The sequence below is a fragment of the Streptomyces sp. PA03-3a genome, assembly GCF_033792735.1.
Classification (GTDB): domain Bacteria; phylum Actinomycetota; class Actinomycetes; order Streptomycetales; family Streptomycetaceae; genus Actinacidiphila.
Genome location: NZ_JARAVM010000016.1, coordinates 1 through 24,445, shown reverse-complemented (window position 1 = coordinate 24,445; position 24,445 = coordinate 1). Strand labels below are relative to the sequence as shown.

24 protein-coding genes and 3 pseudogenes are annotated in these 24,445 nt (G+C 72.0%); 12 read left to right on the top strand and 15 right to left on the bottom strand.

Annotated features, from left to right (window positions below):
- Nucleotides 1-20: 20 nt before the first annotated feature.
- The 3 genes from PV342_RS20350 to PV342_RS20340 all read right to left on the bottom strand — a co-directional run bounded on the left by PV342_RS20350 (nucleotide 21) and on the right by PV342_RS20340 (nucleotide 3,676).
- Nucleotides 21-2,402: an ATP-binding cassette domain-containing protein gene (locus PV342_RS20350; RefSeq protein WP_500318195.1), complete on the bottom strand. Its 2,382-nt coding sequence runs from the start codon at nucleotides 2,400-2,402 to the stop codon at nucleotides 21-23.
- 256 nt (nucleotides 2,403-2,658) lie between these two features.
- Complete coding sequence (locus PV342_RS20345; RefSeq protein ID WP_026251675.1) at nucleotides 2,659-3,069, bottom strand: VOC family protein; 411 nt, start codon at nucleotides 3,067-3,069, stop codon at nucleotides 2,659-2,661.
- Nucleotides 3,070-3,079: 10 nt separating this feature from the next.
- Nucleotides 3,080-3,676: a GNAT family N-acetyltransferase gene (locus tag PV342_RS20340; protein WP_500318192.1), complete on the bottom strand. Its 597-nt coding sequence runs from the start codon at nucleotides 3,674-3,676 to the stop codon at nucleotides 3,080-3,082.
- A 115-nt stretch (nucleotides 3,677-3,791) separates the two neighbouring features.
- Here PV342_RS20340 and PV342_RS20335 point away from each other — a divergent pair, with 115 nt between their 5' ends.
- Nucleotides 3,792-4,292 (top strand): hypothetical protein, encoded by a 501-nt coding sequence (locus PV342_RS20335; protein WP_500318190.1) that lies wholly within the window; start codon nucleotides 3,792-3,794, stop codon nucleotides 4,290-4,292.
- Between the two features lie 36 nt (nucleotides 4,293-4,328).
- Here PV342_RS20335 and PV342_RS20330 read toward each other — a convergent pair whose 3' ends face one another.
- The 3 genes from PV342_RS20330 to qcrB all read right to left on the bottom strand — a co-directional run bounded on the left by PV342_RS20330 (nucleotide 4,329) and on the right by qcrB (nucleotide 8,041).
- Nucleotides 4,329-5,180, bottom strand: coding sequence for an alpha/beta fold hydrolase (locus PV342_RS20330; protein ID WP_400808875.1), 852 nt, complete (start codon nucleotides 5,178-5,180; stop codon nucleotides 4,329-4,331).
- A gap of 204 nt (nucleotides 5,181-5,384) precedes the next feature.
- Nucleotides 5,385-6,335: an alpha/beta hydrolase gene (locus tag PV342_RS20325; protein WP_500318188.1), complete on the bottom strand. Its 951-nt coding sequence runs from the start codon at nucleotides 6,333-6,335 to the stop codon at nucleotides 5,385-5,387.
- A gap of 80 nt (nucleotides 6,336-6,415) precedes the next feature.
- Nucleotides 6,416-8,041: a cytochrome bc1 complex cytochrome b subunit gene (gene qcrB / locus PV342_RS20320; RefSeq protein ID WP_500318187.1), complete on the bottom strand. Its 1,626-nt coding sequence runs from the start codon at nucleotides 8,039-8,041 to the stop codon at nucleotides 6,416-6,418.
- 232 nt (nucleotides 8,042-8,273) lie between these two features.
- Here qcrB and PV342_RS20315 point away from each other — a divergent pair, with 232 nt between their 5' ends.
- A complete protein-coding gene (locus PV342_RS20315; RefSeq protein WP_500318185.1) occupies nucleotides 8,274-9,161 on the top strand; it encodes a sigma-70 family RNA polymerase sigma factor family protein in 888 nt (295 codons plus the stop codon).
- Here the strand turns inward: PV342_RS20315 and PV342_RS20310 are convergent.
- Together PV342_RS20310 and PV342_RS20305 are read right to left on the bottom strand one after the other, a co-directional pair.
- Nucleotides 9,151-9,792 (bottom strand): annotated as a pseudogene (locus PV342_RS20310) (sigma-70 family RNA polymerase sigma factor); the annotation flags it as partial. The gene PV342_RS20315 and the pseudogene PV342_RS20310 sit on opposite strands and share 11 nt — an antisense overlap.
- Before the next feature lie 708 nt (nucleotides 9,793-10,500).
- A complete protein-coding gene (locus PV342_RS20305; RefSeq protein WP_400808883.1) occupies nucleotides 10,501-11,856 on the bottom strand; it encodes an NAD(P)/FAD-dependent oxidoreductase in 1,356 nt (451 codons plus the stop codon).
- 322 nt (nucleotides 11,857-12,178) lie between these two features.
- Between PV342_RS20305 and PV342_RS20300 the strand changes: the two genes are divergently transcribed.
- Complete coding sequence (locus tag PV342_RS20300) at nucleotides 12,179-12,643, top strand: hypothetical protein (RefSeq protein ID WP_500318183.1); 465 nt, start codon at nucleotides 12,179-12,181, stop codon at nucleotides 12,641-12,643.
- A 135-nt stretch (nucleotides 12,644-12,778) separates the two neighbouring features.
- Nucleotides 12,779-13,258 carry a cupin domain-containing protein gene (locus tag PV342_RS20295; protein WP_018562737.1) on the top strand — a complete coding sequence of 160 codons (480 nt, stop codon included), beginning with the start codon at nucleotides 12,779-12,781 and terminating at the stop codon, nucleotides 13,256-13,258.
- Nucleotides 13,259-13,312: 54 nt separating this feature from the next.
- On the opposite strand, the gene PV342_RS20290 is transcribed toward PV342_RS20295, so the two are convergent.
- The 3 genes and pseudogenes from PV342_RS20290 to PV342_RS20280 form a co-directional block, all read right to left on the bottom strand.
- Nucleotides 13,313-14,194 (bottom strand): RNA polymerase sigma-70 factor, encoded by an 882-nt coding sequence (locus tag PV342_RS20290; protein WP_500318181.1) that lies wholly within the window; start codon nucleotides 14,192-14,194, stop codon nucleotides 13,313-13,315.
- Between the two features lie 47 nt (nucleotides 14,195-14,241).
- Complete coding sequence (locus tag PV342_RS20285) at nucleotides 14,242-14,973, bottom strand: SDR family oxidoreductase (RefSeq protein WP_326579056.1); 732 nt, start codon at nucleotides 14,971-14,973, stop codon at nucleotides 14,242-14,244.
- 402 nt (nucleotides 14,974-15,375) lie between these two features.
- Nucleotides 15,376-15,709: pseudogene (locus PV342_RS20280) on the bottom strand (SpoIIE family protein phosphatase); the annotation flags it as partial.
- Between PV342_RS20280 and PV342_RS20275 the strand changes: the two are divergent.
- Together PV342_RS20275 and PV342_RS20270 are read left to right on the top strand one after the other, a co-directional pair.
- A pseudogene (locus PV342_RS20275) lies at nucleotides 15,614-16,467 on the top strand (SDR family oxidoreductase); the annotation flags it as partial. The pseudogenes PV342_RS20280 and PV342_RS20275 overlap by 96 nt on opposite strands.
- Nucleotides 16,441-16,713, top strand: a complete 273-nt coding sequence (locus PV342_RS20270; protein WP_500318338.1) for an SDR family oxidoreductase — start codon at nucleotides 16,441-16,443, stop codon at nucleotides 16,711-16,713. The pseudogene PV342_RS20275 and the gene PV342_RS20270, both read left to right, overlap by 27 nt.
- Nucleotides 16,714-16,719: 6 nt before the next feature.
- Here PV342_RS20270 and PV342_RS20265 read toward each other — a convergent pair whose 3' ends face one another.
- Nucleotides 16,720-16,983: a WhiB family transcriptional regulator gene (locus PV342_RS20265; RefSeq protein ID WP_400808890.1), complete on the bottom strand. Its 264-nt coding sequence runs from the start codon at nucleotides 16,981-16,983 to the stop codon at nucleotides 16,720-16,722.
- Between the two features lie 385 nt (nucleotides 16,984-17,368).
- On the opposite strand from PV342_RS20265, the gene PV342_RS20260 reads away from it, so the two are divergent.
- From PV342_RS20260 to PV342_RS20245, 4 genes are all read left to right on the top strand, one after another.
- The gene (locus PV342_RS20260) at nucleotides 17,369-17,869 is read left to right on the top strand and encodes an Ohr family peroxiredoxin (RefSeq protein WP_500318180.1); all 501 of its coding nucleotides are present in this window, start codon (nucleotides 17,369-17,371) and stop codon (nucleotides 17,867-17,869) included.
- A 493-nt stretch (nucleotides 17,870-18,362) separates the two neighbouring features.
- Entirely contained in the window at nucleotides 18,363-18,524 is a 162-nt protein-coding gene (locus PV342_RS20255) for a hypothetical protein (protein ID WP_386997655.1), read from the top strand.
- Between the two features lie 257 nt (nucleotides 18,525-18,781).
- Nucleotides 18,782-19,342: a DUF5994 family protein gene (locus PV342_RS20250; protein WP_400808894.1), complete on the top strand. Its 561-nt coding sequence runs from the start codon at nucleotides 18,782-18,784 to the stop codon at nucleotides 19,340-19,342.
- Complete coding sequence (locus PV342_RS20245) at nucleotides 19,339-20,061, top strand: hypothetical protein (RefSeq protein WP_500318178.1); 723 nt, start codon at nucleotides 19,339-19,341, stop codon at nucleotides 20,059-20,061. The genes PV342_RS20250 and PV342_RS20245 overlap by 4 nt, the downstream gene beginning before the upstream one ends.
- 300 nt (nucleotides 20,062-20,361) lie before the next feature.
- On the opposite strand, the gene PV342_RS20240 is transcribed toward PV342_RS20245, so the two are convergent.
- Together PV342_RS20240 and PV342_RS20235 are read right to left on the bottom strand one after the other, a co-directional pair.
- Nucleotides 20,362-20,859: a DUF5994 family protein gene (locus PV342_RS20240; protein ID WP_400808899.1), complete on the bottom strand. Its 498-nt coding sequence runs from the start codon at nucleotides 20,857-20,859 to the stop codon at nucleotides 20,362-20,364.
- Between the two features lie 186 nt (nucleotides 20,860-21,045).
- The gene (locus PV342_RS20235; RefSeq protein WP_500318176.1) at nucleotides 21,046-21,882 is read right to left on the bottom strand and encodes an SDR family oxidoreductase; all 837 of its coding nucleotides are present in this window, start codon (nucleotides 21,880-21,882) and stop codon (nucleotides 21,046-21,048) included.
- A gap of 109 nt (nucleotides 21,883-21,991) precedes the next feature.
- Between PV342_RS20235 and PV342_RS20230 the strand changes: the two genes are divergently transcribed.
- Both PV342_RS20230 and PV342_RS20225 read left to right on the top strand, forming a co-directional pair.
- Nucleotides 21,992-22,447 (top strand): SRPBCC family protein, encoded by a 456-nt coding sequence (locus PV342_RS20230; RefSeq protein WP_433416191.1) that lies wholly within the window; start codon nucleotides 21,992-21,994, stop codon nucleotides 22,445-22,447.
- 24 nt (nucleotides 22,448-22,471) lie between these two features.
- Nucleotides 22,472-24,094 carry a phytoene desaturase family protein gene (locus PV342_RS20225; RefSeq protein ID WP_500318174.1) on the top strand — a complete coding sequence of 541 codons (1,623 nt, stop codon included), beginning with the start codon at nucleotides 22,472-22,474 and terminating at the stop codon, nucleotides 24,092-24,094.
- Between the two features lie 13 nt (nucleotides 24,095-24,107).
- Here the strand turns inward: PV342_RS20225 and PV342_RS20220 are convergent.
- A partial coding sequence (locus PV342_RS20220; RefSeq protein WP_500318172.1) for a glutamate-cysteine ligase family protein occupies nucleotides 24,108-24,445 on the bottom strand: 338 nt, incomplete at its 5' end.

Here is a 24,445-nt window from a genome sequence, read left to right as displayed (position 1 = left end):
CGTCGTACGGAAGCCGCGCCTCAGGCGCCGACGTAGGCGGCCAGGTGCCGGCCGGTGAGGGTGGAGCGGTCGGCGACGAGGTCCGCCGGGGTGCCCTCGAACACGATCTGCCCGCCGTCGTGGCCGGCGCCGGGGCCGAGGTCGATGATCCAGTCGGCGTGCGCCATGACCGCCTGGTGGTGCTCGACGACGATGACGGACTTGCCGGAGTCGACGAGGCGGTCCAGCAGGCCGAGCAGCTGCTCGACGTCGGCGAGGTGCAGGCCGGCGGTGGGCTCGTCGAGGACGTAGACGCCGCCCTTGTCCGCCATGTGCGTGGCCAGCTTCAGCCGCTGCCGCTCACCGCCGGAGAGCGTGGTGAGGGGCTGGCCGAGGCTGAGGTAGCCGAGTCCGACCTCGGCGAGCCGGCCGAGGATGCGGTGCGCGGCGGGGGTGTGCGCGTCGCCGTCGCCGAAGAACTCCTCGGCGTCGGTGACCGACATGGCGAGCACCTCGCTGATGTCGCGCCCGCCGAGGTGGTACTCCAGCACGGAGGCCTGGAACCGCTTGCCCTCGCACTCCTCGCAGGTGCTGGCGACGCCGGCCATCATCGCCAGGTCCGTGTAGACGACGCCGGCGCCGTTGCAGGTGGGGCAGGCACCTTCGGAGTTGGCGCTGAACAGCGCGGGCTTGACGTCGTTGGCCTTGGCGAACGCCTTGCGGATCGGGTCGAGCAGCCCGGTGTACGTCGCCGGGTTGCTGCGGCGGGAGCCCCGGATGGGGCTCTGGTCGACGGACACGACGCCGGCACCGGCGGGGATGGACCCGTGCACGAGGGAGCTCTTGCCGGAGCCCGCGACTCCGGTGATGACGGTGAGCACCCCGAGCGGGACGTCGACGTCGACGTCGCGCAGGTTGTGCGCCGTGGCGCCGCGTACCTCCAGGTTGCCGGTGGGCTTGCGCACCGTCTCCTTCAGGGAGGCGCGGTCGTCGAAGTGCCGGCCGGTGATGGTGCCGCTGGCGCGCAGCCCCTCGATGTCGCCCTCGAAGCAGACGGTGCCGCCGGCCGTACCGGCGCCGGGGCCGAGATCGACGACATGGTCGGCGATCGCGATGGTCTCCGGCTTGTGCTCCACGACGAGCACCGTGTTGCCCTTGTCGCGCAGCCTCAGCAGCAAGCCGTTCATCCGCTGGATGTCGTGCGGGTGCAGACCGGTGGTGGGCTCGTCGAAGACGTACGTGGTGTCGGTGAGCGAGGAGCCGAGGTGGCGGATCATCTTGACGCGCTGCGCCTCGCCGCCCGAGAGGGTGCCCGACGGCCGCTCGAGCGAGAGGTAGCCGAGGCCGATCTCCACGAACGACTCGAGGGTGTGCTGCAGCTTGGTGAGCAGCGGCGCCACCGAGGGCTCGTCGAGGCCGCGCACCCACTCCGCCAGGTCGCTGATCTGCATCGCGCACGCGTCGGCGATGCTCGTCCCGGCGATCTTCGACGCGCGGGCGCCCTCGCTGAGCCGGGTCCCCTCGCACTCGGGGCAGGTGGTGAAGGCGACGGCACGGTCCACGAACTCGCGGATGTGCGGCTGCATCGCCTCCTTGTCCTTGGACAGCATCGACTTCTGGACCCGCGGGATGAGCCCCTCGTAGGTCATGTTGATGCCGGCGATCTTCATCCGGGTCGGCTCGCGGTGCAGGAAGTCGTGCAGCTCCTGCTGGGTGAACTTGCTGATCGGCTTGTCGGGGTCGAAGAAGCCGGACTCGGCGTAGAGCCGGGAGTTCCAGCCGCCGCCCTTGTAACCGGGGACCGTGATGGCGCCCTCGTTGATCGACTTGGAGTCGTCGAAGAGCCGGCTGAGGTCGATGTCGGAGACCGTGCCCCGGCCCTCGCAGCGCGGGCACATGCCGCCGGTGCGGGTGAAGGAGACCTTCTCGGCCTTGCTCGCGCCGCGCTCCACGGTGATCGCCCCGCTGGCGCGGACGGAGGGGACGTTGAAGGCGTACGCGCTGGGCGGGCCGATGTGCGGGGCGCCGAGCCGGCTGAAGAGGATGCGCAGCATGGCGTTGGCGTCGGTGACGGTGCCGACGGTGGAGCGGGGGTCGGCCCCCAGCCGCTGCTGGTCGACGGTGATCGCGGTGGTCAGCCCGTCGAGGACGTCCACCTCGGGACGGGCCAGCGTCGGCATGAAGCCCTGCACGAAGGCGCTGTAGGTCTCGTTGATCAGCCGCTGCGACTCCGCGGCGATGGTGTTGAAGACGAGGGAGCTCTTGCCCGAGCCGGAGACACCGGTGAACACCGTCAGCCGGCGCTTCGGGATCTCGATGCTGACGTCCTTCAGGTTGTTCTCGCGCGCGCCGTGCACGCGGATCAGATCGTGGCTGTCGGCAACGTGCGGCGCAGGCGACTGCGCGTCCGCCTTCTTGGCCATGCTTATCGTCTCTCCATCTGTCTGGTGCGTACGGGGCCGCCCACGCGGTCTCCGTCGGCGTCGCCTGACTCGATCTGACCGGCTTCGGACACGTAGGTCCGGCGTCCCCTCGTCGGCGCGGTCGCGGCCACGGTAGCCGTCCGCCCGGCCGCCCCGCTCCCGGTTCGGACCGGTCCCCGTCGAACGGGCCGGGCGGCGGACGGGTTCCCGGCCCTGGCGGACGTCCGTGCGGGGAGCGGGGTTCGGCGGGGCGGCGTCAGCGGACCTCGTTGAACCGGATCGTGTTGCCCGCCGGGTCGCGGAAGGCGCAGTCGCGGATCCCGTACGGCTGCTCGGTCGGCTCCTGGACGACCTCGGCGCCGCCCGCGACCAGCCGCTCGAAGACGCCGTCGAGGTCGGGCGTGGCGAGGACGACACGGGCGTAGGTGCCCTTCGCCATCATCGCGGTGACGGCGCGGCGCTCGTCCTCGGTGATGGCCGGGTCGCCGGCGGGCGGCTCCAGGACGATCGAGGTGCCGGGCTGGTCGGCGGGGCCGACGGTGATCCAGCGCATGTCGCCGTAGCCGACGTCGTTGCGGACCTTGAAGCCGAGGGTGTCGCGGTAGAAGGCGAGCGAGGCCTCGGGGTCGGTGTGCGGGAGGAAGGTCCAGTGAATGGTGATGTCCATGGCCGTCACGCTAGCCGCGGGCCGCCGGCGGCGGCTTCTCCATTCCTGACCGATCCCGCGGTCGCCACTGGTCGGCGGTCAGCCGCCGGACGACCTCGATCCCCACCTCGCCCGGAGTGGAGGGCCCCTCCGGTTCGGGGACGCGAGCGGCCTCGGCGAAGCCGAGGCGCCGTGCCACGGCTGCGCTGGCGGCGTTGGCGGCGTCGTGGTGGATCTCCAGCCGCTCGATGCCGGGCAGCGTGAAGCCCTCGTCGACGAGGGCGGCCACGGCCCCCGTGGCGAGGCCGCGTCCGGTCCACCGGGGGTGGAGCCAGTAGCCGATCTCCAGGCCTCCGGCGCCGATGCGGCGGTGGAGGCCGCAGCCGCCGATCACGGTGCCGTCCGTCGTGATCGCGTAGGCGAACGCCTCTCCGGTCGCCCACTCCTCGTGGCTGCGGGCGAGAAAGCCGGCGGTGCGGTGCCTGCCGTGATCGGCGGCCCACGGCATCCAGGGCATCAGGTGTTCCAGGGACTCGGTGATCGCGCGGTCCAGGGCGTCGAGGTCGCCGGTGCGCCAGCGGCGCAGTACGGCCTGGTCGGAGCGGAGGATTGCGGCGGGCTCGGCCATGCACGGATGCTCTCGCGGCGGCGCGGGGGCCGACAACGCGATTTCGGCGGCCGGGCGGCCGGTGCCGGGGGGGTGCCGTGCTGCCGGGCGGATCCGCTCTGATATCCCTGCGGGTATGCGTACGGATACCGCCGCCCTGGACGTCGCCGAGTGGGCCGCCGCGTGCCGCGGCCGCACCAGGGACCTCCTGGCCGGTCTGGGGCACGCTCCCGGTCTCCTGCGGACCGATCCCGGAGCCGCGGTCCGCGTCCTCGACGACAGGCTGGCACGCGAGGTCCCCGCCCTCCTGGACGGCGAGGAGTGGACGCGGCTGCACACGTTGCTGACGGCCTGCCTCGGGGAGTTCCTGATCAGTGTGCACGGTGCGCGCTGGGCGTGGGTCGACGACTCGGCCTCGCCCGTGGGCGGCCGCTGGGTGGTGACCGGGTTCACGCGGCCGCCGGCCCGGCGGACCGCGGCGGTCGACGTGGGAGCGCTCGTGGGTGACGCGCTGGCGACCGAGCCGTCCGTAGGCCTCACGGCACTGGCCGACCGCGCGGAGCGGGCGGCCGGCGTCCGCGTCGTGCGCGGCCCGCGGCCGGACGTCGCGACGAGGGACGGGCGGGGCGGCGCGTGACGCGCCGCCCCGCCCGCCGGTTCTCCGCGGCGGCGGTCAGCGGACGGAACGCGCCGCTTCCTCGATGATGCGGGCGCTCTCCTTCGCGTGGGAGACGCTCACCGCGTGGGAGGAACGGACCTCCTCCACGTGGGACTTGGCGCGCTCGGCCATGAAGACCTGGAGCTCGCGGGGGATGTTGCGGTCCTTGGAGGCCACCAGGACCCAGGACGGGATGGTCTTCCACGCGGGCTCGCCGGAGGGCTCGTAGAGCGCGCCGCCGGACACGGGGCGCTGGGTGGCCCCCATGATCTCCGCGGTGTGTTCAGGGACGTCCGCGGCGAACTGGTCGTGGAACTTGGGCTGGTCGATGTAGAGGTCGACGCCCTTGGAGCCGTCGGGCAGCGTGACCGGCACCTGCTTCAGCGCGTCGCCGAGCGTGCTGCCCTCGAACTTCAGCGACAGGTCGAAGGCGTTCTCGCCCTTGTCGGGCATGAAGGCGGCCAGGTAGACCAGGGCCTTGACCTTGTCGGAGCCGTAGGCGGCGTTGGAGATCACGGCGCCGCCGTAGGAGTGGCCGGCGAGGACCACGGGGCCCTTGATGCTGTCCACCAGTTCCCTGACGTAGGCGGCGTCGCTGCTGAGCCCGCGCAGCGGGTTGGACGCGGCCACCACGGGGTAGCCGTCGTGCTTCAGCTTCTTGACGACGTCGTTCCAGCTGGAGGAGTCGGCGAACGCGCCGTGGACGAGGACCACGGTCGGCTTGCGGTGCTGCGCGGGGGCGTGGCCGCCGCCCTTGGTGGCACCGGCGGGACCGATGGTGGCGGCGAGCAGACCGGCGGCGGCGGTCACCGTCGCCATGACGGTGAGCGGGGTGCGGAGGGTCCGGTAGCGGGCATGACGGTTCACGGGTTGGCCCTTTCGAGGCAGGTGTTGGTTGTGTCCCCACCCGGCCCCGGGACGGAGGCCGGCGGTGGGTGGGCACGGCAGTCTCTGCCGTACGTCTGGAAGGGGTGGCCCGTCGGCCGCGGGACGGCGGTGTACGGGTCCGGGCCACCCGGGATCACCGGTGCGGGAGGCGCGTCACGCGGCCGCCCTCCGGTTGCGGGGAGGTCAGTTGCCGTGCAGCGCGGTGTGCAGCGCGCGGGTCGCCTGCTCCATCGCGGCGCGGGTGGCCTGCGTGGAACGGACGGGGTTGAGCATCATGAAGTCGTGCAGCGTGCCGTTGTAGCGGACGCTGACGGTGGGGACGCCGGCCTGGGTCAGCTTGCGGGCGTAGGCCTCGCCCTCGTCGCGCAGCACGTCGTTCTCGTCGGTGATGACCAGCGCCGGCGGCAGGCCCTCGAGGTCCCGCAGGCTCGCACGCAGCGGCGAGGCGGTGATCTCAGCCCGCTCCGCCGGGTCGGTGGTGTAGCAGTCCCAGAACCAGGCCATGGCCTTGGCGGTCAGGTGCGGGCCGTCCGCGAACTCCCGGTAGCTGCCGGTGTCCTGGGCCGCGTCGGTCACGGGGTAGTAGAGCGACTGGTGGACGAAGGTCACGTCGCCGCGCCGCTTGGCCATGATCGTCAGGGCCGCGGTCATGTTGCCGCCGACGGAGTCGCCGGCGACGGCCATGCGGGAGGCGTCCAGACCCTCGTCCGCGCCCTGCGCGGTGATCCAGCGGGCCGTGGCGTAGGCCTGCTCGATCGCGACGGGGTAGCGGGCCTCGGGCGAGCGGTCGTACTCCACGAACACCACCGCGGCGTGCGCCAGCACGGCCAGTTCCCGCACGAGGCGGTCGTGCGTACCCGCGTTGCCGAGCACCCAGCCGCCGCCGTGCACGTACAGCACGACGGGCAGGACCTCGTCCGCGCCCACGGGCCTGACGATGCGCACCCGTACGTCTCCGGCCTCCGCGGGCACGGTGAGCCACTTCTCACGGACCTCGTACTTCTGGACCGGCGCCGCCTGGATGTCGTCGAGGACCTTGCGGGCGCCCTCCGCACCGAGCTCGTGGAGGAACGGCGGCTTTGCCGTGGCGTCCGCTATTCCCTGGGCCGCGGGCTCGAGAACAGGCTTGCTCATCTGTGGGACTCCCAATTTCGGAACTGTCGTGCGCTTTCCTTCACCCTTTTCGACAAGGGAACGGGTGAATCTGTGACAGCTCAGTGGATAACGGTGCCGTCACCCTCGCCATGGGCGATCTCCTCGTATTCCCGCACGGTGGGTTTGGGAATCTGCGTCCCCTTTCCGTACAGGCCGCGGCTGAGCAGCGCGCGCAGCCGCTCGGCACGGGCGGCGCTGCCGTGCGCGGAGATGCGGATGGGCGCGTACTGCTCGTGCTGGGTGAGGAGATGGAGCTTCTCCCGGGCGAGCGGACGGTGGACCTCGATGTACTCGCCGTCCGGCATCCGCTTGATGATCCCGGTCTCGCGGCCGTGCAACACCTCCTCGCGGTCGCCGCGCTGGAGGGCGAGGGCCCATCGCTTCGTCACGGCGAAGACGACGAACGGCACGACGAACAGGCCGATCCGGACGGCCCAGGTCACGGCGTTGACCGACATGTGCAGACGGAGCGCGATCAGGTCGTTGGCGGCTCCCAGCAGCGCCACCGCGTACACGCTGACCCACGCCGCGCCCAGGGCCGTGCGCACCGGCCGGTTGCGCGGCCTGTCGAGGAGGTGGTGGTCGCGCTTGCCGTCCTTGGTCACCCAGGCCTCGACGAACGGGTAGGCGCCCAGGGCGAGGAAGAGCCCCGCGCCCGCCAGCAGCGGCACGAGGTTGTCCAGGGCCAGGGTGTGGCCCCAGAAGGCGACCTCCCAGCCCGGCATCACGCGCAGCAGCCCGTCGAGGACGCCCATGTACCAGTCGGGTTGTGATCCCGCGGTGACCTGGTCGGGCCGGTAGGGACCGTACAGCCAGATGGGGTTGATCTGCACGAGCGAGGCGATGATGAAGACGACCCCGGTGACCAGCAGGAAGTACGCCCCCGACTTCACGGCGTACACGCGGAAGGGCAGACCGACGGTGTTCCTCTCGGTACGCCCCGGGCCCGGGTACTGGGTGTGCCTGTGACGGCGTGCCAGGACCAGGTGCGCGACGAGGATGCCGGCCATGAGGGCCGGGATCACCACGACGTGCAGGGTGTTGAAGTGCGCGATCAGGTCCTTGCCCGGGTACTCGCCGCCGAAGAGGAACATCGACAGATAGGTCCCGACGAGCGGGATGGAGAGGATGGTCCCGTTCACGACCATCAGCCCGGTCCCGGACAGCAGGTCGTCCGGGAGGTCGTAGCCCGTCAGGCCCTCGAACATGCCCAGGACCAGCAGCGAGAAGCCGAGCACCCAGTTGAGTTCGCGCGGCTTGCGGAAGGCTCCGGTGAAGAAGACCCGCAGCATGTGGACGAACATGCTGGCGACGAAGACCAGCGCCGCCCAGTGGTGGGCCTGGCGGATCAGCAGGCCGCCGCGCACCTCGAAGGAGATGCGCATGGTCGAGTCGAAGGCCTCGGAGACCGTCAGGCCCCGCAGCGGCGCGTAACTGCCCTGGTACTCCACCGGCGTCATGGACGGGTGGAAGTAGAGCGACAGGTAGATTCCCGTGAGGACGAGAATGAAGAAACTGTAGAGGGATATCTCCCCCAGCATGAAGGACCAGTGGCTGGGAAACGCTTTCCGTCTGACGGATGATCCGGAACGGGTGTCGACGCCCAGTCGCCCGCCGAACCATTCGGCGACCTTCGCGCCTCCGCCGGCCTGCTGCGATTTCGCGGACCGGCTGACGCTTCCCATGTTCCTGTCACCATTCATGTTCCACCCATGGCGGGTCGCAGGTCGGCACTCTCGTGCACCTTCCACGTATATGACCGATCCCGAGGCGAAAGTGTGACGTGCACCGTCCGCGCGGCATCGCCGGTGCGGTGGCGAAGGAGCGCAATGTCACAAGGTCCCCGCCCGGTCGGTCTCACCAGCAGGACAGGAAAACGGTTCCCTGTCGGTATCGCGGACGAGGGAGGTCAACGCCATGGATTTCTCCGATGCCGCGGTGCCGATCGCGGAGTTGCTGGACGAGCGCCGGCACCTGCTGGACGTGGCCCTGTGGATGGTGGGCGGGTCGGCGCAGGCCGAGTCGGTCGTCGACGAGGCCTACCGGCAGTGGTTCGAGTTGCCGGAGGCGGCGCGCAGGGGGATCGAGTCGCCCGGGGCGTGGCTGGTGAAGACGGTGGGCGGGATCTGTCTGGCCCGCCTGGCCACGTCTGCCGGGTACGCGGGACCGGCCGCGGCCGACACGGCGCGTCCGCAGGTGGGGGTCGAGCTGCAGCACGAGATCGGTGAGGTCCTGCTGACCGCGCTGGACGCGCTGGCGCCCGCGGAGCGGGCGGCGTTCGTGCTCAACGGCTGCTTCGGGATGGCGCTGGGCACGGTGGCGGACGTCCTGGGGCGGCCGGAGCCGGAGTGCGCCGAGCTCGCCGAGCGCGCGCGGCGTGCGATCCGCGCCCGCAGGTCGCACACCGTGACGCCGCAGGTGCACGATGCCGTGGCGCGCGCGGTGCGCGCGGCGTGCCTGAGTGACGACGCGGTGCGGTTGTCGGCGTTGATGTGCCCGGACGCCACGGCGTTCTTCGACGGGGGCGGGAAGCTGAGGGCACTGGTCCGGCCGGTGCACGGTGCCGAACCGGTCGCACGCAGTCTGCTGACCCTGCTCGCCCACCGTCAGCGGGTGACCCTGGCCGCCCACGCCGTCAACGGCCGCACCGGTCTGGTGGCCCGCTACGAGGGCCAGGTGGTGGCGGTCGTCAGCCTGGACGTCGCCGACGACCGTGTCTCGCAGGCCTGGATCGTCCTCAACCCCGACAAGCTCCGGCCCTGGAACCACCCGGCCCGCTCCGTCCGCCCCGTCATCGGCTCCTGACGGCGCTTGGCACCGCGCGGGCCGTTCCCGCGCCCCGCGGACCGCCGCGTTCCCGCACCCGGTCCGCGACGTCGGGGGCGAGCAGCGCCTCCAGGGGGGCCAGCTCCCCCGTCCGCGCCGCGGAGACGAAGGCCTCACGCAGACGCCGGTGCTCCGCGGCGTCCACCGTCTCGCGACGCCCGGCCATCACGTGCTTGCGGGCCCGGCTGACTATCTTGCGTGCGTTGACGAGGCTGACCTGCAGTATCCCGGCGATCTCCGGATAGGAGTAGTCGAACGCCTCGCGCAGGACATAGGCCGCGCGCTCCGTCGGGGCCAGTCGCTCCAGCACCAGGAGCAGGGCGAGTTCCACGGCCTCGGCCCGCTGGGCACCCACTTCGGGATCCGCACTCGTGTCGACGGGTTCGGGCAGCCAGGGCCCGATGTAGGTCTCGCGGCGCACCCGGGCGGACTGGGCGACGTTGATGGCCAGGCGGGTCGTGGTGGTGGAGAGGAACGCGGGCGGGCTGAGCACCGCGGAGCGGTCGGTCTTCTGCCAGCGCAGCCAGACCTCCTGCACGACGTCCTCGGCCTCGACAGCGCTTCCGAGCACGCGATACGCGATGCCGAACAGACGCGGCTGCAGTTCCATGAAGACGCCGGCGGCCTCGTCGAGACCCTGTGCGGAGGGGGACGGCTCGGCCTCCGCCTTCCCCCGGGCTTCGTCCACTCGCACGGCGTCACCGTCACCGGGTGGCCGGCAGGCGCACACGTCACCCATCCGTTCAGAGGTCATTTACGGGCAGCCCCGAGCCGCGCGACACAAAGGTGTCACACGATGTTCCACATGGGTGGCTACTGCACGGGCTGCGGTCACCAAGCGTCACTGACTTCTCCCATCACTTCCGCTGAATAGACCGGTAAAGACCCGATCGTGTGACAGAAATGGCGAGAGAAGATCGTCACCGGCCACCGAAACAAAGGGTCTCGGGCGAGTGAACGGTGTGTGTCAAAGCCTCACAACCCACCGTCGGCTCACATCATACGCTGGACAAATGCCGCGAACCGGACGCTACTTCCGGCAGTTCACCAAGAGCCGCGCAGAATCGATCCCATGGTGTTTCAAAAAGCAGTGACACGTTATTCATCCGTGGCTGAAGTTCCGCCCACGGAAATGCGGTGTCACGGAGTGTGACGGGTGGAGGGTGCGAGGAAGCCCCGCAGAGCTGATCCGCCGCATCCGGGAGCCGGGCGGGCCCCTGGAAGCGGCGGATCAGGTCTGCGTCGGGCGTCCCCGGCACGGAGGGCGTTCAGGAGGTGAGTGCGCCCCACCGCCCGGCCGGCGTCGTCTTCGCGGCGCTCACACCGCCGCGCGGTCGCCCGCCTGCCGCTCCGCGGGGCGCCGGGGTGCGGCGCTGGTGACGAACGCGTCCCGCGGGTGCTGCACGGAGGCGAGGGAGACGAGGTCCCGGCCGAACAGGGCCGCGGTGAGCCAGACGGTGAGCACCCGGACCTTCCGCTCCCAGGTGGGCACGGCGAGCACGTGGTAGCCGCGGTGCATCAGCCAGGCCGGGAAGCCCTTGACGACGATGCCCTTGTACTGGAAGATGCCGCGGCCCAGGCCCAGCGTGGCCACCACGCCGAGGCTGCTGTGGCGGTAGTCCCGGACCCTGCCGCCGCGCAGGCTCGCGAGGATGTTCTTGGCCAGCCGCTTGCCCTGCCGGACCGCGTGCTGCGCGTTGGGCACCGTGCGCGCGCCCGGCACGGGCGAGGCCAGGTCGGGCACGGCCGCGTCGTCCCCGGCCGCCCACACGTCCGGCACGGGGTCGCCGTCCGTGCCCACCCGGAGGTCGGGGCGCACGACGAGCAGTCCGCGCTCGTCCACCGGCAGGTCGGTGTGGTTGTGCACGACCGGGTTCGAGGCGTTGCCCGCGGTCCAGACGATGAGTTCCGAGTCGAACTCCTCCCCGTCGGACAGCACCACGTGTCCGTCCTCGGCGGAGACCAGCTGGGTGTTCAGGTGCACATGGGCGCCGCGCCGCTCCAGGTGGCGCACGACCCAGGCGCCGGGCTTGTCGCTCACCTCCGGCAGGATGCGGCCCCGGGCCTCGATCAGGTGGAACGACAGCTCGCCCGGACTCAGTTCGGGATAGGACTTGAGCATCGCGGTCGCGAGCGCGAGCAGTTCGCCGAAGCCCTCGACACCGGAGAAGCCGCCGCCCACGAAGGTGACGGTGAGCAGCTTCCGCCGCTCGGGCCCCGGCGGCAGCGAGGCCGCCTGGTCGAACGCCGTCAGCAGCCGGTCGCGGACGGCGACCGCCTCCTCGACGTGCTTGAGGCCGATGGCGCTCTGGGCCAGTCCCGGGATGGGGAAGGTGCGGGTCACGGCACCCGCGGTGACGACCAGCGTGTCGTAGCGGAGTTCGTACTCCTCACCGTTCGGGGGCCGGACGGTCACCGTCCGGTCGGCGTGGCGGATCTCGGTCACACTTCCCGCGACCAGGCGGGTCTTGTGCAGGTGGCGCCGCAGCGACACGGCGGCGTGGCGTGCCTCCACCGAACCCGCGGTCACTTCCGGCAGGAACGGCTGGTAGGTCATGTAGGGACGCGGGTCGACGACGGTGACCCGCGCTTCCCCGGGCCGCAACGTCTTCTCCAGGCCCCAGGCCGTGTAGAAGCCCGCGTAGCCGCCGCCGACGATCAGGATCTCGCGCATGGTTCCCTCTGTTTCTCTCCGTCACCAGTAAGACAGCGCAGCCCCTGCCGGTGTGACAGAGCATGCCCGCTCAGTCGCGAACGTTGTGATCGCATAGCGCCCATACATGGTGCTTTCCACAGGAAACGGCCGCGCCGAAGAGCGTGTGCACCCCCACCGCCCGCCCGACGGTTCAACACTGTCTGCTACGTTCCCGAGGACTCGACTTCAGGCCGGCACGGGCCGACCGACGTCCGCGGCGACTCCGCGCCCGCACCGCCCAGGCCCGCCCGCACCGACCGGTGCGGCACCCGGCTGTTCCCGTCTTCCCCCTGGAGCCCTCGTGCGCACCGCGCTCCTGTCCGCCGTACTCGTCAGCACCGTCACGCTCGTGCCGTTCGCCGCGGCATGCGCGGACGGCCCGCCCCGAAAGGAGGAGCAGGCCTCGCCGCCGCCCGCGACGGATCTGCGCGTGGGGGCGGTCTGCTCGGTGCGCTTCAGCTTCGCCACCGATGTCTCCTGCGGGCTGGACGACTTCGGCGACGTGCGCTTCCACTGCACCGACGCGCTCGGCGAAACGTGTCCGAGGACCCGTTCCGTTACGCTGGAGAACATCGGCAGAACGTCGGTCAGGCTGGTGGCCGTCAGCGGGTCGGAGCCCGGCGAGAGGCACGAGGCCGTGTCCCGCACCCTGCCCCCGGGGGCCCGGCAGGTCGTGACCCCCCGCGCGGGCGACACCTACCTCTACGACATCCTCCTGCGCGCGGACGACGGCATGGCGGCGGTCGGCGTCGTCGCGGTCGCCTGACCCTCCTGGGCTGTCACATCCGCCCGGGGGCCTCGGTCTTACCTCGGAGGGGTGTGGTCACGGACGGTCGCGACGGCCGGCACCCGCCCCGCCCGGTGCGCTCGGCGCACGCGACGCGAACAAGGGATGGTAGGCATGTCGTACCCACAGCAGGTGTACTTCGGGGACACCGGAGAGATCAACGCGAACTTCCGCCCGGCGAGCACCCCTCCGAACGTCGGCCAGGCCGGGGACGGCATCCACTACCTGGCCACCACGGACATGACGCGGGGCGAGTACGGGCTCTACCGCGTCATGATGAGGGCGAACGCGGGCGGTCCCAGCACGCACTTCCACCGGACCATCTCGGAGTCCTTCTTCATCCTGCGCGGAACCGTCCGCCTCTACAACGGCGAGAAGTGGGTCGACGCGGAGGAGGGCGACTTCCTGCACGTCCCGCAGGGCGGACTGCACGCCTTCCGCAACGACTCCGACGCCCCGGCCGAGATGCTGCTGCTCTTCACGCCGGGAGCGCCGCGCGAGGAGTACTTCGAGCAGATCTCGCAGATGGGCAACGCCACGGCGGAGGAGCGCGCCGCGTTCCTGGACAAGCACGACTCGTACTTCGTCGACTGACCGGGCCGCTCCCCGGCGCCGCGCCCCCTGGGCGGTGCCGGGGTCCGTGCGCGCCTACTTGTCCAGGACGGCGAGTTTCGTCGGGCTCATCATCCACATCACGCGGTCGATGCCCTCCGCCGTGACGCTCAGCGTCAGGAGGGCGAAGACCGTGCCGTCCCGGGACAGCTTCATGGCGGGCCGGCCGTTCACCTGGACGGGCTCCACGGTGGCGTCCACCCAGAACCGGTCGGCGAAGGCATGGTGGTACTTGGCCACCCGGTGACGGCCCACGACGGGGAACTTCGACGCCCGCACCTCGCCTCCGCCGTCGGAGTACGAGACGACGTCCTCGGCGAACATGTCCTCCAGCACGCCCACTTCACCGGCCTTGGCGGCCGCGACGAACGCGGTCAGGAACCGCTGGTGGTCGGTGGACACGACACTGGACCTCTTCTCCGCCGCCAGGTGCTTGCGCGCCCGGCTGACCAGTTGGCGCGCGTTGGCGTTGGACTGGCCGATGATCTCCGCGATCTGCGCGTACGGGTACTCGAACGCCTCCCGGAGCACGTACGCGGCGCGTTCGGCGGGCGTGAGCTTCTCCAGGAGCATCAGCACCGCGACTTCCAGCGCCTCGCCGTTCACCGCGCCGAGGGCGGGGTCGCTCTCGGTGTCCACCGGCTCGGGCAGCCAGGGCCCGACATAGGTCTCGCGGCGGGTCCTGGCCGACTTGAGCACGTTGATCGCGAGCCTCGTCACCGTCGTCGCGAGGAACGCCCGGGGGTTCTCCACCTTGGAGCGGTCGTAGGTCTGCCAGCGGATCCAGGCGTCCTGAAGGATGTCCTCGGCCTCGCTCACGCTGCCGAGCATCCGGTAGGCGATGCCGAACAGGCTGCCACGGGCGGCCTGGAACTCCTCCTGTGCTTCGCGGAGGTCCAGGTCCTCGGCTTCATCCACTGCTTCGTCCTCGGTCGGCGTCCTCCGCGTCCGGGACGCCCCGGTCGTCAGGACAGCCAGTCCCTGTAGTGGGTGGGGGCGATGCGGGCGTCGCTGCCGCCGGTCAGAACGTCGCCCCGGGCGACGGCGAACATGCCCGCGGTGTCGTCGACGACGACCGTACGTCCGTCACCCTTGGCCGCGATGGTGATCCGTCCGATCTCCTCCAGGGGAAAGACGTCGGGCCCGGCGATGTCGACGGTCCCGTTGAGCGGGGGGCCCGAGGCGACCTCGGCGACCATCCGCGCGACGTCGGCGGCGGCGATCGGCCGGAGCGGGGTCCGCGGCAGCCGTACGGTGTCACCGTCGGTGGTCCAGGACATCGTCGCTTCCATGAACTCCATGAACTGGGTGGCGCGGACGATGGAGTAGGGGATCGAACCGGCCTTGAGGATGTCCTCCTGGAGCGTCTTCGCCCGGTAGTAGTCCAGTTCCGGCACCTGGTCGACGCCGACGATCGAGAGGATGACCATGTGGCCGACGCCGCCCTTCTCGCTCGCGGCGACCAGGTTGTCCATGGACGTCTGGAAGAAGGCGGGCGAGGCCTCGTCGAAGGTCGGCGAGTTCGTGAGGTTGACGACGACGTCGGCGCCCGCGACGGCCTCCACGACGCCCTCGCCGCTCAGCAGGTCCACGCCGGTCGACAGGGAGTGCGGCACGGCTTCGTGACCCGCCGCGTCGAGGTCCTTCACGACCTGTGAGCCGATGAGCCCGGTTCCGCCGATGACTGCGATTTTCATGGCTTTGCCCATCTCCCGATGCCGATGCCCGGTGAATGCCTCTACATGTTCAACGTACCTTCGCGGCAGTCGACGCGCCTGGGCTGCTGCGGGGCGGCCGGCCGGGGCCCGGGCGGCACCGGCACCGGTGTGCGGGGCCGTCTGAGCGGGCGGCGCAGGCCGCGGTCCCCTCGGCCTCGGGGCTGCCCGCCTGCGCGGGAACGGGAGTCCGCTGCAGGGCCACGATGGCGACGTCGTCGTGCAGCGGGCCGCACAGGTGCCGGCACAGGTCGTCCCGGACGTGCCGCACGAGGCCGCCCGGGTCGGTGCCCGTCCAGCGGGCGAGGCGGTCCCGGAGGGGGAGAAGGCGCCGGCCGGGTCGCGGGCCTCGGTGACACCGTCGGTGTGGAGGAGGAGGACCTCCCCCGAGGCGAAAGGGAAGGTGTCCTGGTGGTGCTCGTGGGGGGCGAGGCCGCCCAGGCCGAGGGGGGCCGCTCCGGTGGGGTGTCAGCGGGGTGACCCGGCCGCCGCCGGTGACCAGGGGCGCGGGGTGGCCGCAGTTGACCGCGTGGACGACACGCCGGTCGTCCGGGATCTCCAGCACCAGGGCGGTGACGAACCTCTCGGCGGCCTCGTCGTCGCTCCGCTCGGCCTCCGCGAGATGGCTGCGCATGCTGCCCTCCAGGTGGGCGGCCACTTCGGGCAGGGTGGCGCAACGGGGAGCGGCCTCCCTGAACGCGCCGACCGCGGCCGCCACTTCGGGGATGCCCTGCAGGCCCTTGCCCCGCACGTCGCCGATCAGGATCCGCGTCGCTCCGGTGATCCGCGCGGCCGCGTAGAGATCGCCGCCGACGGTGGCGTGGGCGTCCGACGCCTGGTAGGAGGCGGCGACGCACAGCGGGCCGATCCTTTCGGGGAGCGGGCGCAGGACGACGCGCTGCGCCATCTCCGAGACGGCGCGGACGGCGGCCAGTTCCAGTTTGTGGTGCTCCTGGCGGACGAAGAAGACGACGACGACCACGGACAGGACGAGCACGGCGGCCGCCTGCGAGGTCGTGACGGGCGGGACTCCGCCGGGGCTGACGGCGAGGCCGACGCCGGCCGCGGCCACAACAAGGACGGCTTCCCCGGCCGGTTCTGCCGACCGGCGCTCGTCCGGGCGCGCGGCGATCGTCACCGGCGCCGGCTCGGCCATCGGCCGGGCCACCGCCATCGCCCTGGCGGAGTCAGGGGCCCGGGTCCTGGGCGCGGGACGCCGCAAGGACGCGCTGGTCTGCGCGGACGGCGCCTCGACGTGCTGGTGAACAACCGGCGCCACGGCCGTCATGCGCTGGAGGGAACGGACCGCGGGGTGATCGAGAGGCTGTTCGCGCTCAATGTGACCGCGCCCAGCCTGCTCGCCCATGCGGCCCTTCCGTACCTGCGGGAGTCCTCGGGTTCCATCGTCAACGTCTCCAGCACGCCGCGACCAAGTGCGCACCGGAGCAGCTGACGCGCCCCTGGGCCCTGGAGCCGGCGCCCGAGGGAGTCCGGGTGAACGCGATCGCCCCCGGCCCGACCGACACGGACGTCATGGTCGCCGCAGGGCTCTCCCCCGAGGAGATCGAGTCGGTGCTCGACCGGGAACGCGACCGCATCCCGATGGGCCGTCTCGCCGGTCCCCGGGACGTGGCGGAGTGGAGCCTGCGGGTCGCCGAGCCCGTGCGGACGCACATGAACGGCCAGGTCGTGACGGTCGACGGCGGGCTGGAACTCGCCTGATCCGGATCAGGCGGTGGCCCGGCCCTTCCGCCAGCGTTCGACGTAGTCGCGCCGCCGGATCCTGCGCCGTTCCTCCTCCGTGGTCCCGCCCCAGATCCCGTCCAGGCGGCGGGCCGCCAGTGCCCACTCCAGGCAGTGGGCGGTGACCGGGCAGCGCAGGCACACGGCCTTGGCCTCCCCGGTCTGGGCCCTTCCCAGGCCGCTGCTGCTGATGGGGAAGAACAGCTCCGGATCCTCCTCGCGGCAGGCCGCCTCATATCGCCAGTTCACGAAAACCTCCTCGTACGGACAGCCGAGCTCCCCGGCACACCCGCGGGCCGTGGCGGGCGGGACCCGTCGGCCGTCCGTGGCGGGGACTCCCCAGGGAGACCAGTGGATCGAGCGGTGTGTGACGCCCGATATGCCGGGTCCGGGCACCCGGCGGGCCCCTCCCGGGCCAAGCCCCCGCTTCGCCACGAGAGTTCACCGGAAATTCCCCGCCCGGAGCGTCACACGCGGATCGGCTGGCCGGTCAAGTCGATGATCAGGTCCGGGCCTCTCGCCGGGACGACGAAGGACAGAGCATGCAGACCACTGTCACGAGCGGCAGGCGGGCACCCGCACGGGGCGCAAGACCCACGGCCGCCCGGAGCTTGCACCATGGAGAGGCACCGCGATGAGCGAACCGACCGATCGGCCCGGCCGGTCCACCGCCATGGACTTCGACGGCCCGGCCTCCTTCTCCCCGCTCTACACGACGACCGTGACCGTCGACGGCGGCGCGGTCAGCCACGGACGGGCCTCGGGCCGGGCCCGGTCGGCCGACGGCGCGCTGGACCTCACGCTGCGGCTCCCCGCCGAGCTGGGCGGGGACGGCGGTGGCACGAATCCGGAGCAGCTGTTCGCCGCGGCCCTCGCCGCCTGCTTCCACGGCGCCCTCAGCCTGGTCGCCCGGCAGGCCGGGCGGAATCCCGCGACGATCGCGGTGGCAGCCACGGTCTCCTTCGGCCGCGACCCCGGGGACGGCGGCTACCTGCTGCGAGCGGATCTGGTGATCACCTGGCCGGGGACTGACGCGGCGACCGCCGCTCCGTTGCTGAGGCGGGCGGACACCTTGTGCCCCTACACGAAAATGCTGGCACTGGGGACGCCTGCCACGCTGACGCTCGCTCCCTGAGCCTCAGACGTAGCGCACGTCGCCTCGCGCCGCGGGCACGTCGCGGTGACGGTGACCCCAGCGGGGCCCGCAGGAACGGGGTCGTCGGATGGGTCCACAGGGCGTAACCGTTGAGGCAGGGCGCGTCCAGCGCGTCCCACGGCGTGGTCATCGTGCGCCCGGCGGGTTGGGGCCCGGTGGTCGGCGCGCTCGGCGACGACCGTGCCGTCGGGCTTTCTCGACCGCGACGGGGCCGAACGTGAATTCGGTCCGCTGGTCGGGCGCGCCGTAGGGACACAGGGAGCCCTGCTCCTCGTGGAGCCGCGTGCGCCGCACCGCGCGTGGCGCCCGCCGCCGCCGCGCGCCCGGAGGACCTCCGCCACGAATTCTTCGGTGACGTGGGGTCCGGGGAGGGGCAGAATACTCATGGGCCGGAAGTCGTTCACTCTCCGGCCCGGCGGAAGTTGCGCTGCCGTCACCACGGCAGCGGCGCACTCACTCATGGGGGATCGACATGCTCTACCTTCTGGCAGCCCTGGCCGTCGCGGCGGTCATCGCGGCGATGGTGGTCGTCCTGAACCGCCGGAACAACTCCGGCGCCCGGGTGATCCCGGGCGAGTCCGGCACGCCCGAGAGGTTCGGTCTGGGCCACCCGCACCAGGACCGGAACCTGTGAGTGGCACGCCGGTTCACCCCGGCTGAGGGCCCGGACGCTCGGAGAGCACCGGGGCGGATGCACGGTCGCGGCCGCCCGCGCGGCCGAGGCCGGTGCCCTGCCTGCAGGATGCGCGGAACCACGGCCCCGGCGGGCGCCCCAGCGGAGTAGAGTGGAGTGACCAGGAGCACTTCGTACACGGGCCCCCATGCCGGTGTCGTTCCCGGCGAACGGCCATCTCGGGCAGGCGGGAACGCACCCGGAGTCAGGTCCGTGTCATGAACATCATCCTCGATCGCCCACGTATCGCTGATGGGCAGGATTACTCACCACCCGCACCGCCGCCTCGGCTGGCACTGAGGCCTGCCAATGCTGCCCCGGGTCTGCTGGACGGAGCCTGGTGGCCTCGTTCTCGCGATCTCACCCGTGAACTCCCGGCCCTGATCGACACACTGGACCGCAGCTGGGCGCGGGTGACCAGGGTCGCGGTGCACCCCTCGCTCTGGCCCGTGATCCCTCACAAGGTGCCCGCCTCCGGACATGTCGTCCACGTCGGCTGGTTCAACGAGCAGGACGCGAACAAACTGCTGCTGCTCTCCTACACCACCGGCCGCCTCGATCTGTTGGTCATACCGCCGGAATGTGATCTGGCCGCAGCGACCCGGCTGATGGCAGCCGCGGCCGACCCACGGTGCCGGCGCACCGCGAGCGGCATCATGGCGGACGACGAATGCCTCACCGTTCGCAGGGGCGAAGCGGACTGGGAGGCGGAAGGCGGAGCCCCGTCCGCGGCCGGTACGGCCGCGATGGCGGTCCGCGCGGGAGGGATGTGGGCATGATGACGATCCTCGTCGGCGTGGCCGTGCTCCTCGCGATGATCGCCGTGGGCACCTTCCTGATCCGTGCGCTCAACGAGCGCCACGACCAGCGGATCGCTGCTTTCCACTACGGCGATCTCCTTCCGTACCGCCGCCGTACCGCCGCCGTCCCGGAAGGAAGGGCAGGCGACTTGGCGAACCCGCCGGCCGCGACGGTGCCGGATGAACCGCGGCGCGACAGCGGTCGTCCGATGCGAACCTCAGGTTCGACGGCAGTGAGTGCGCGGCGACCCGCACGGCTGCTCGCCTCGCCTCGCCGGGTCACCGTTGCGGACCGCCCGCCGTACGTGGCGCCCAGCGTGCCAACGGCGCCCCGGACCGCGCTCGCCGAGGTCCGCATCGTCGCAGCGTCCCCCGAGGCCGCCCGCCAAGTCGCCGAAACGCTTCGGCGGCACTTCGCGGGTACGGAACAGCGCAGCTACCCGGCGGCTCCCGAAGGCGGCACCCGCCTGCACCTCACGGTCGACACCGCCCGGGCCCCCGGAGCCGTGGAGTCGTTCCAGTCCGGAGCGGGCACGGGCCACCCGTCTCCCACCGGCCGTCCGCACGAGGGAGAGATTCCGCCTCGGCCGGTGTCTGCGAGCCTCGATGATACGGGTGATGCGGCGGATATCCGCAAGCGAGCGGGCACCGCCCGGGCCCGCCGGGCCGACTGGCCGCCGGCAACCGCCTGGGGGTGATGTACGGCCCGCGTCCCGGGCCGACAGGCGGCTGCGGCGGGCGAACCCGGCCCGCCCGGCTTCATCGCGGGGCCCCGACCGGTGACGGACCGCCGGTCCGGGCCCTGTCGGGGTTTCCCGCCCGGCGATCCGCGACGGCGCAGTCGTCCGCGGGTGTCTCCGCATCGGGGCTTCGGCAGCAGTAGCCTGGAAAGTGAACTGGTGCACTCTCACGTGCGGCAGTTCGGAAGGGGCGGCCCTGGCGTGTGAACGCGCCGGGGCCGTTTGCGTTCGGGCAGGGCTCCCGCACCCCGGGGTGGGTCATCGTCCCTTCACTCGCCGTGGAGGATCCGGATCGGTGCCCGTGTCGATGAGGATCTGTTCGGCCCCTCTGACGTTGCCGGCCTCCACCGCCTTGGCCATCGCGGCGCGCGCCGCATCGGGGGTTGTCTGCGGCGGGACCACCAGCAGCGAGAAGTGGTCCCGCTCGCCGCGGGTGATCAGGACCGTGTCGTCACCGACGGCGAAGGAGTCGATGTGCACGACCCGGTCATCGATGGTCAGGCGCGTGGGGAGTTCGTCCCAGGCGCTCGCGTCCAGGCCGACACGCGAGATCGGGCCCAGATAACGGACAAGCTCGGTGATCAGGCTGGGAAGCTCCGCGACGATGTCGCGGGAACGCGGCCACCACGCACCGTCGAGGATGCCCTGGCGGTCGTGGGTCGTCTCCAGCCTCAGCAGGGCCGTGCCGGGCCTCACTTCTCGCCGGATCTCATCCGGGAGGAGTTCGGGAGGGTTCGGGGTGTCGGAGTCGGCCATGGTGTCTCGCTCGTCGCAGGCGGCCCGCCCAGCACGCCCGTTCCCCGAAGCCCGATCGGGTCGGCTGTCCGCAGGCGTTGCCCCCTGTCGTCTTCACGGTACTCCCACACCGGCAGGCCGACCCGATGCGTCAGCCCGCCGTGCCGCGGCGGCGGGCCCTGCCGCCTAAGCCTCGTGGACGCCCGGTCACCGTGCGGCGTCCTCGGCGATGTCGTCCCGCCGCTCCACGGCGCCCATCGCGTGGCGGGCCCGCCAGGCGACCAGGCCGGGCAGGAGGGTGCGCACCGCTTGGACGCCGCGCAGCCAGGACTGTACGTAGACGGCGGGCGCGCGGTGCTCGATGCCCCGGACGAGCCGTTCCGCCGTGGACTCGGCGGGGTACGTGCGGCTCGCCGGCCAGGGCATGAGTGCCCTCAGCTCGCGCAGGTCCGCACGGTACCGGGGGTCGTGGATCATCTCGGTGTCCGTCCAGCTCAAGTAGGCGATGCCGACGCCGACGCCGCGGTGGGCCACCTCGGCGCGCAGCGAGTGTGTGAAGGCCTCGACCCCTGACTTGGAGGCGCAGTAGGCGGACATCAACGGGGCGGCGCCGATCGCCGCGAGCGAGGAGACCTGCAGGTAGTAGCCGCGGGTGGCCAGCAACTGCGGGAGGAAGGCCCGGGCGGTCAGAGCGCTTCCGACGAGGTTCACCTCGACGATCCTGCGCCAGGTCGCCATGGACGACTCGCAGAAGGGGCCGGCGGTGGCGATACCGGCGTTCGCGACGACCACGGAGGCCGGCCCGAACTGCTCCCTCACCTCGTCGGCGGTGCGGCCCAGCGCGGTCTCGTCCGTGACGTCGAGGCACCACGCCCGCGCCGCACCGGGCACAGCGGCGGCCGCCGACTCCAGTTCCCCCGGTTCCGGTCCGAGCAGGGCGACGCGGGCACCTCGGGCCGCGAGGTGGTGCGCCACCGCCCGCCCGATGCCCCGGGAAGCGCCGGTGACCACGGCCGTACGTCCCAGCAATGGCGAGCCGGTCACCTTGGTCCTCCACATAGATGAGGCAACTCCGCATAAACGCCCATAACGACCGTAGCTGAGGGCAGGAGAGAAGGCGTGCGGGGAACGCGACGGTCCACCGGAGGTTGTCATGGCAGTACGGCACAGGCTGGTCGGTGGCGCTCCGGAGGAGGTGTGGGCCGTCCTGGCCGACGGCACGCGCTACGGGGACTGGGTCGTGGGTCCGTCGTCGTCCCGGCACGGTGAAGGCGACTGGCCGGCGGTCGGTTCCAGCCTCGAGTACACGGTGCCGCTGGGCCCGGTGAAGCTCACCGGCGAGACAATCGTACGGATCTGCCGGCCCCCGCTGCAGCTGGAACTGGAGGCTTTCAGCGGATGGCTCGGCTCCGCGCGGATCGCCATCGAACTGCGCCCATGGGGTGCGGGCACGCTGGTCATCGTGGACGAGCATCCGCTGCGCGGCCCCGGCGGCCTGTTCCACAACGCCGCATTCGACGCCCTGCTCCAGGTACGGCACCGCAGCATGCTCAGCCGGCTGGCGGAGGCCGTGGAGTCGCACGGGGCCCGCAAGGGCGAGGAAGGCTGAACGGGGCCGACGACGGGAGGCGGCATGGCGGACGCGGTGGTGATCGGCGCGGGCCCCAACGGCCTTGTCGCCGCGAATCTGCTGGCCGACGCGGGGTGGAGCGTCGAGGTCCTCGAGGCGCAGGACGAGCCCGGCGGCGGTGTCCGCTCGGCGCGGGACGTCCACCCCGCGTTCGTGCACGACCTGTTCAGCTCCTTTTATCCCCTCGCGGCCGCCTCGCCGGTCATCCGCGGGCTCGGACTGCAGCGCGAAGGGCTGCGCTGGAGCCACGCGCCGGCGGTGGTCGCCCACCCGCTGCTCGACGGCCGCTGCGCTGTGCTGCACCGGCGCGCCATCGACACCGCCGCGGTCCTCGACGCGGACACCGCGGGCGACGGCGCGGCCTGGTTGCGGCTGTGCACGGCCTGGGAGCGCCTCGGCGACGACCTCGTGGCCGCGCTGTTCACGCCGTTCCCCCCTGTGCGTCCGGGGCTGCGGCTGGCGGCACGGCTACGCGCGGGCGGTGGGCTACGGATGGCCCGCACCCTGGTGCTCCCGGTGCGGCGTCTGGGCGAGGAGGAGTTCCGGGGCGAGCTGGGCTCCCTCCTGCTGGCCGGCAACGCGCTCCACGCCGATCTGGCACCCGAGGCCGCGGGAAGCGGGGGGTTCGGGTGGCTGATGGCCATGCTGGGGCAGACCTACGGCTTCCCTGTGCCCGTCGGCGGCGCCGGATCGCTGACCGCCGCCCTCGTCAGCCGCCTCCGCAGACATGGAGGAACGCTCCGGTGCGGGGCGCGGGTGACCTCGGTCGTCGTGCGCTCCGGGCGGGCGGTGGGCGTACGTACGGCCGACGGCGACGCGGTTCCGGCCCGCCGCGCCGTGCTGGCCGATGTGTCAGTCCCCGCCCTGTACGGCGAGCTGGTGAGCCGCGACGATCTCCCCGCGCGGGTTCTGGAGGACGTGCGCCGTTTCCAGTGGGACTTCGCGACCTTCAAGGTTGACTGGGCCCTGGACGGCGCGGTGCCTTGGTCGGCGCCCGCGGCGGCGCAGGCGGGCACGGTGCACCTGGCCGAGGGGGTCGACGCGCTGACCCGGTTCGCGGCGCAGATCGCCATGGGGCAGGTGCCCGAGCGGCCCTTCCTCCTGTTCGGGCAGATGACCACGGCGGACGGTTCGCGTTCGCCGGCCGGGACGCAGTCGGCGTGGGCCTATACCCATCTCCCCCACCGTGTCCGCGGCGACGCGGGTGGCGCGGGGATCACCGGCACCTGGGACCGGAACGACCAGGAGTTGATGGCCGACCGGGTGGAAGCTCAGGTCGAGCGGTACGCCCCGGGCTTCCGCTCGCTCGTCGCGGCCCGCCGCGTCCTCGCCCCGCCCCATCTGGAGGAGCACGACGCCAATCTCCACGGAGGTGCCATCAACGGCGGCACCGCGGCCATGCACCAGCAGTTGGTCTTCCGTCCCCTTCCGGGCACCGGACGCCCCGAGACGCCGATCGCGGGACTCTTTCTGGCGTCGGCGGGGGCCCACCCGGGCGGCGGGGTCCATGGCGCGCCGGGCGCCAACGCGGCGCACGCCGCTCTGCGCTCCCGCTCCCCCAGTCGTCTGCTGAGCGGCGCGCAGCGTGCGCTGACCCGCCGAGGCCGTCTCGGCCGGCGCGATTGAACTGCGGCGGCTCTCAGTTCTGGGTGCGGCGGACGCAGGCGGCGGCCATGTCGCGGAGGCTTCCGGTGCGCCGGAGCAGGTCGCGCTGGATCTGGGCGCCGTTGCCGGTCTTGAGGAGTCCGGCGAGGGCGTCCTGCGCGGGGACCAGGTCGCCGTTGTCCTCCAGGGCGTCGCGCACGTGGTCGAACAGGGCGCGGACCACCGCCTCGGCCGGAGCGGGTTCCATGGACACCGGATGGATCAGACCGCCCTCGATCCCTTCCCGGGCCGCCCGCCAGGTGGCCAGCCGCAGCAGGGCCACACTGTGCGGGGACGGCGGTTCGCCGGCTCGCCAGGCGCGGGCCGCGGTCT

Coding starts and splice junctions, on each gene's coding strand:
- PV342_RS20350 (WP_500318195.1), bottom strand. CDS start 2,402: ATGGCCAAGAAGGCGGACGCGCAGTCGCCTGCGCCGCACGTTGCCGAC.
- PV342_RS20345 (WP_026251675.1), bottom strand. CDS start 3,069: ATGGACATCACCATTCACTGGACCTTCCTCCCGCACACCGACCCCGAG.
- PV342_RS20340 (WP_500318192.1), bottom strand. CDS start 3,676: ATGGCCGAGCCCGCCGCAATCCTCCGCTCCGACCAGGCCGTACTGCGC.
- PV342_RS20335 (WP_500318190.1), top strand. CDS start 3,792: ATGCGTACGGATACCGCCGCCCTGGACGTCGCCGAGTGGGCCGCCGCG.
- PV342_RS20325 (WP_500318188.1), bottom strand. CDS start 6,335: ATGAGCAAGCCTGTTCTCGAGCCCGCGGCCCAGGGAATAGCGGACGCC.
- qcrB (WP_500318187.1), bottom strand. CDS start 8,041: ATGGGAAGCGTCAGCCGGTCCGCGAAATCGCAGCAGGCCGGCGGAGGC.
- PV342_RS20315 (WP_500318185.1), top strand. CDS start 8,274: ATGGATTTCTCCGATGCCGCGGTGCCGATCGCGGAGTTGCTGGACGAG.
- PV342_RS20305 (WP_400808883.1), bottom strand. CDS start 11,856: ATGCGCGAGATCCTGATCGTCGGCGGCGGCTACGCGGGCTTCTACACG.
- PV342_RS20295 (WP_018562737.1), top strand. CDS start 12,779: ATGTCGTACCCACAGCAGGTGTACTTCGGGGACACCGGAGAGATCAAC.
- PV342_RS20285 (WP_326579056.1), bottom strand. CDS start 14,973: ATGAAAATCGCAGTCATCGGCGGAACCGGGCTCATCGGCTCACAGGTC.
- PV342_RS20260 (WP_500318180.1), top strand. CDS start 17,369: ATGAGCGAACCGACCGATCGGCCCGGCCGGTCCACCGCCATGGACTTC.
- PV342_RS20255 (WP_386997655.1), top strand. CDS start 18,363: ATGCTCTACCTTCTGGCAGCCCTGGCCGTCGCGGCGGTCATCGCGGCG.
- PV342_RS20250 (WP_400808894.1), top strand. CDS start 18,782: ATGAACATCATCCTCGATCGCCCACGTATCGCTGATGGGCAGGATTAC.
- PV342_RS20245 (WP_500318178.1), top strand. CDS start 19,339: ATGATGACGATCCTCGTCGGCGTGGCCGTGCTCCTCGCGATGATCGCC.
- PV342_RS20240 (WP_400808899.1), bottom strand. CDS start 20,859: ATGGCCGACTCCGACACCCCGAACCCTCCCGAACTCCTCCCGGATGAG.
- PV342_RS20230 (WP_433416191.1), top strand. CDS start 21,992: ATGGCAGTACGGCACAGGCTGGTCGGTGGCGCTCCGGAGGAGGTGTGG.
- PV342_RS20225 (WP_500318174.1), top strand. CDS start 22,472: ATGGCGGACGCGGTGGTGATCGGCGCGGGCCCCAACGGCCTTGTCGCC.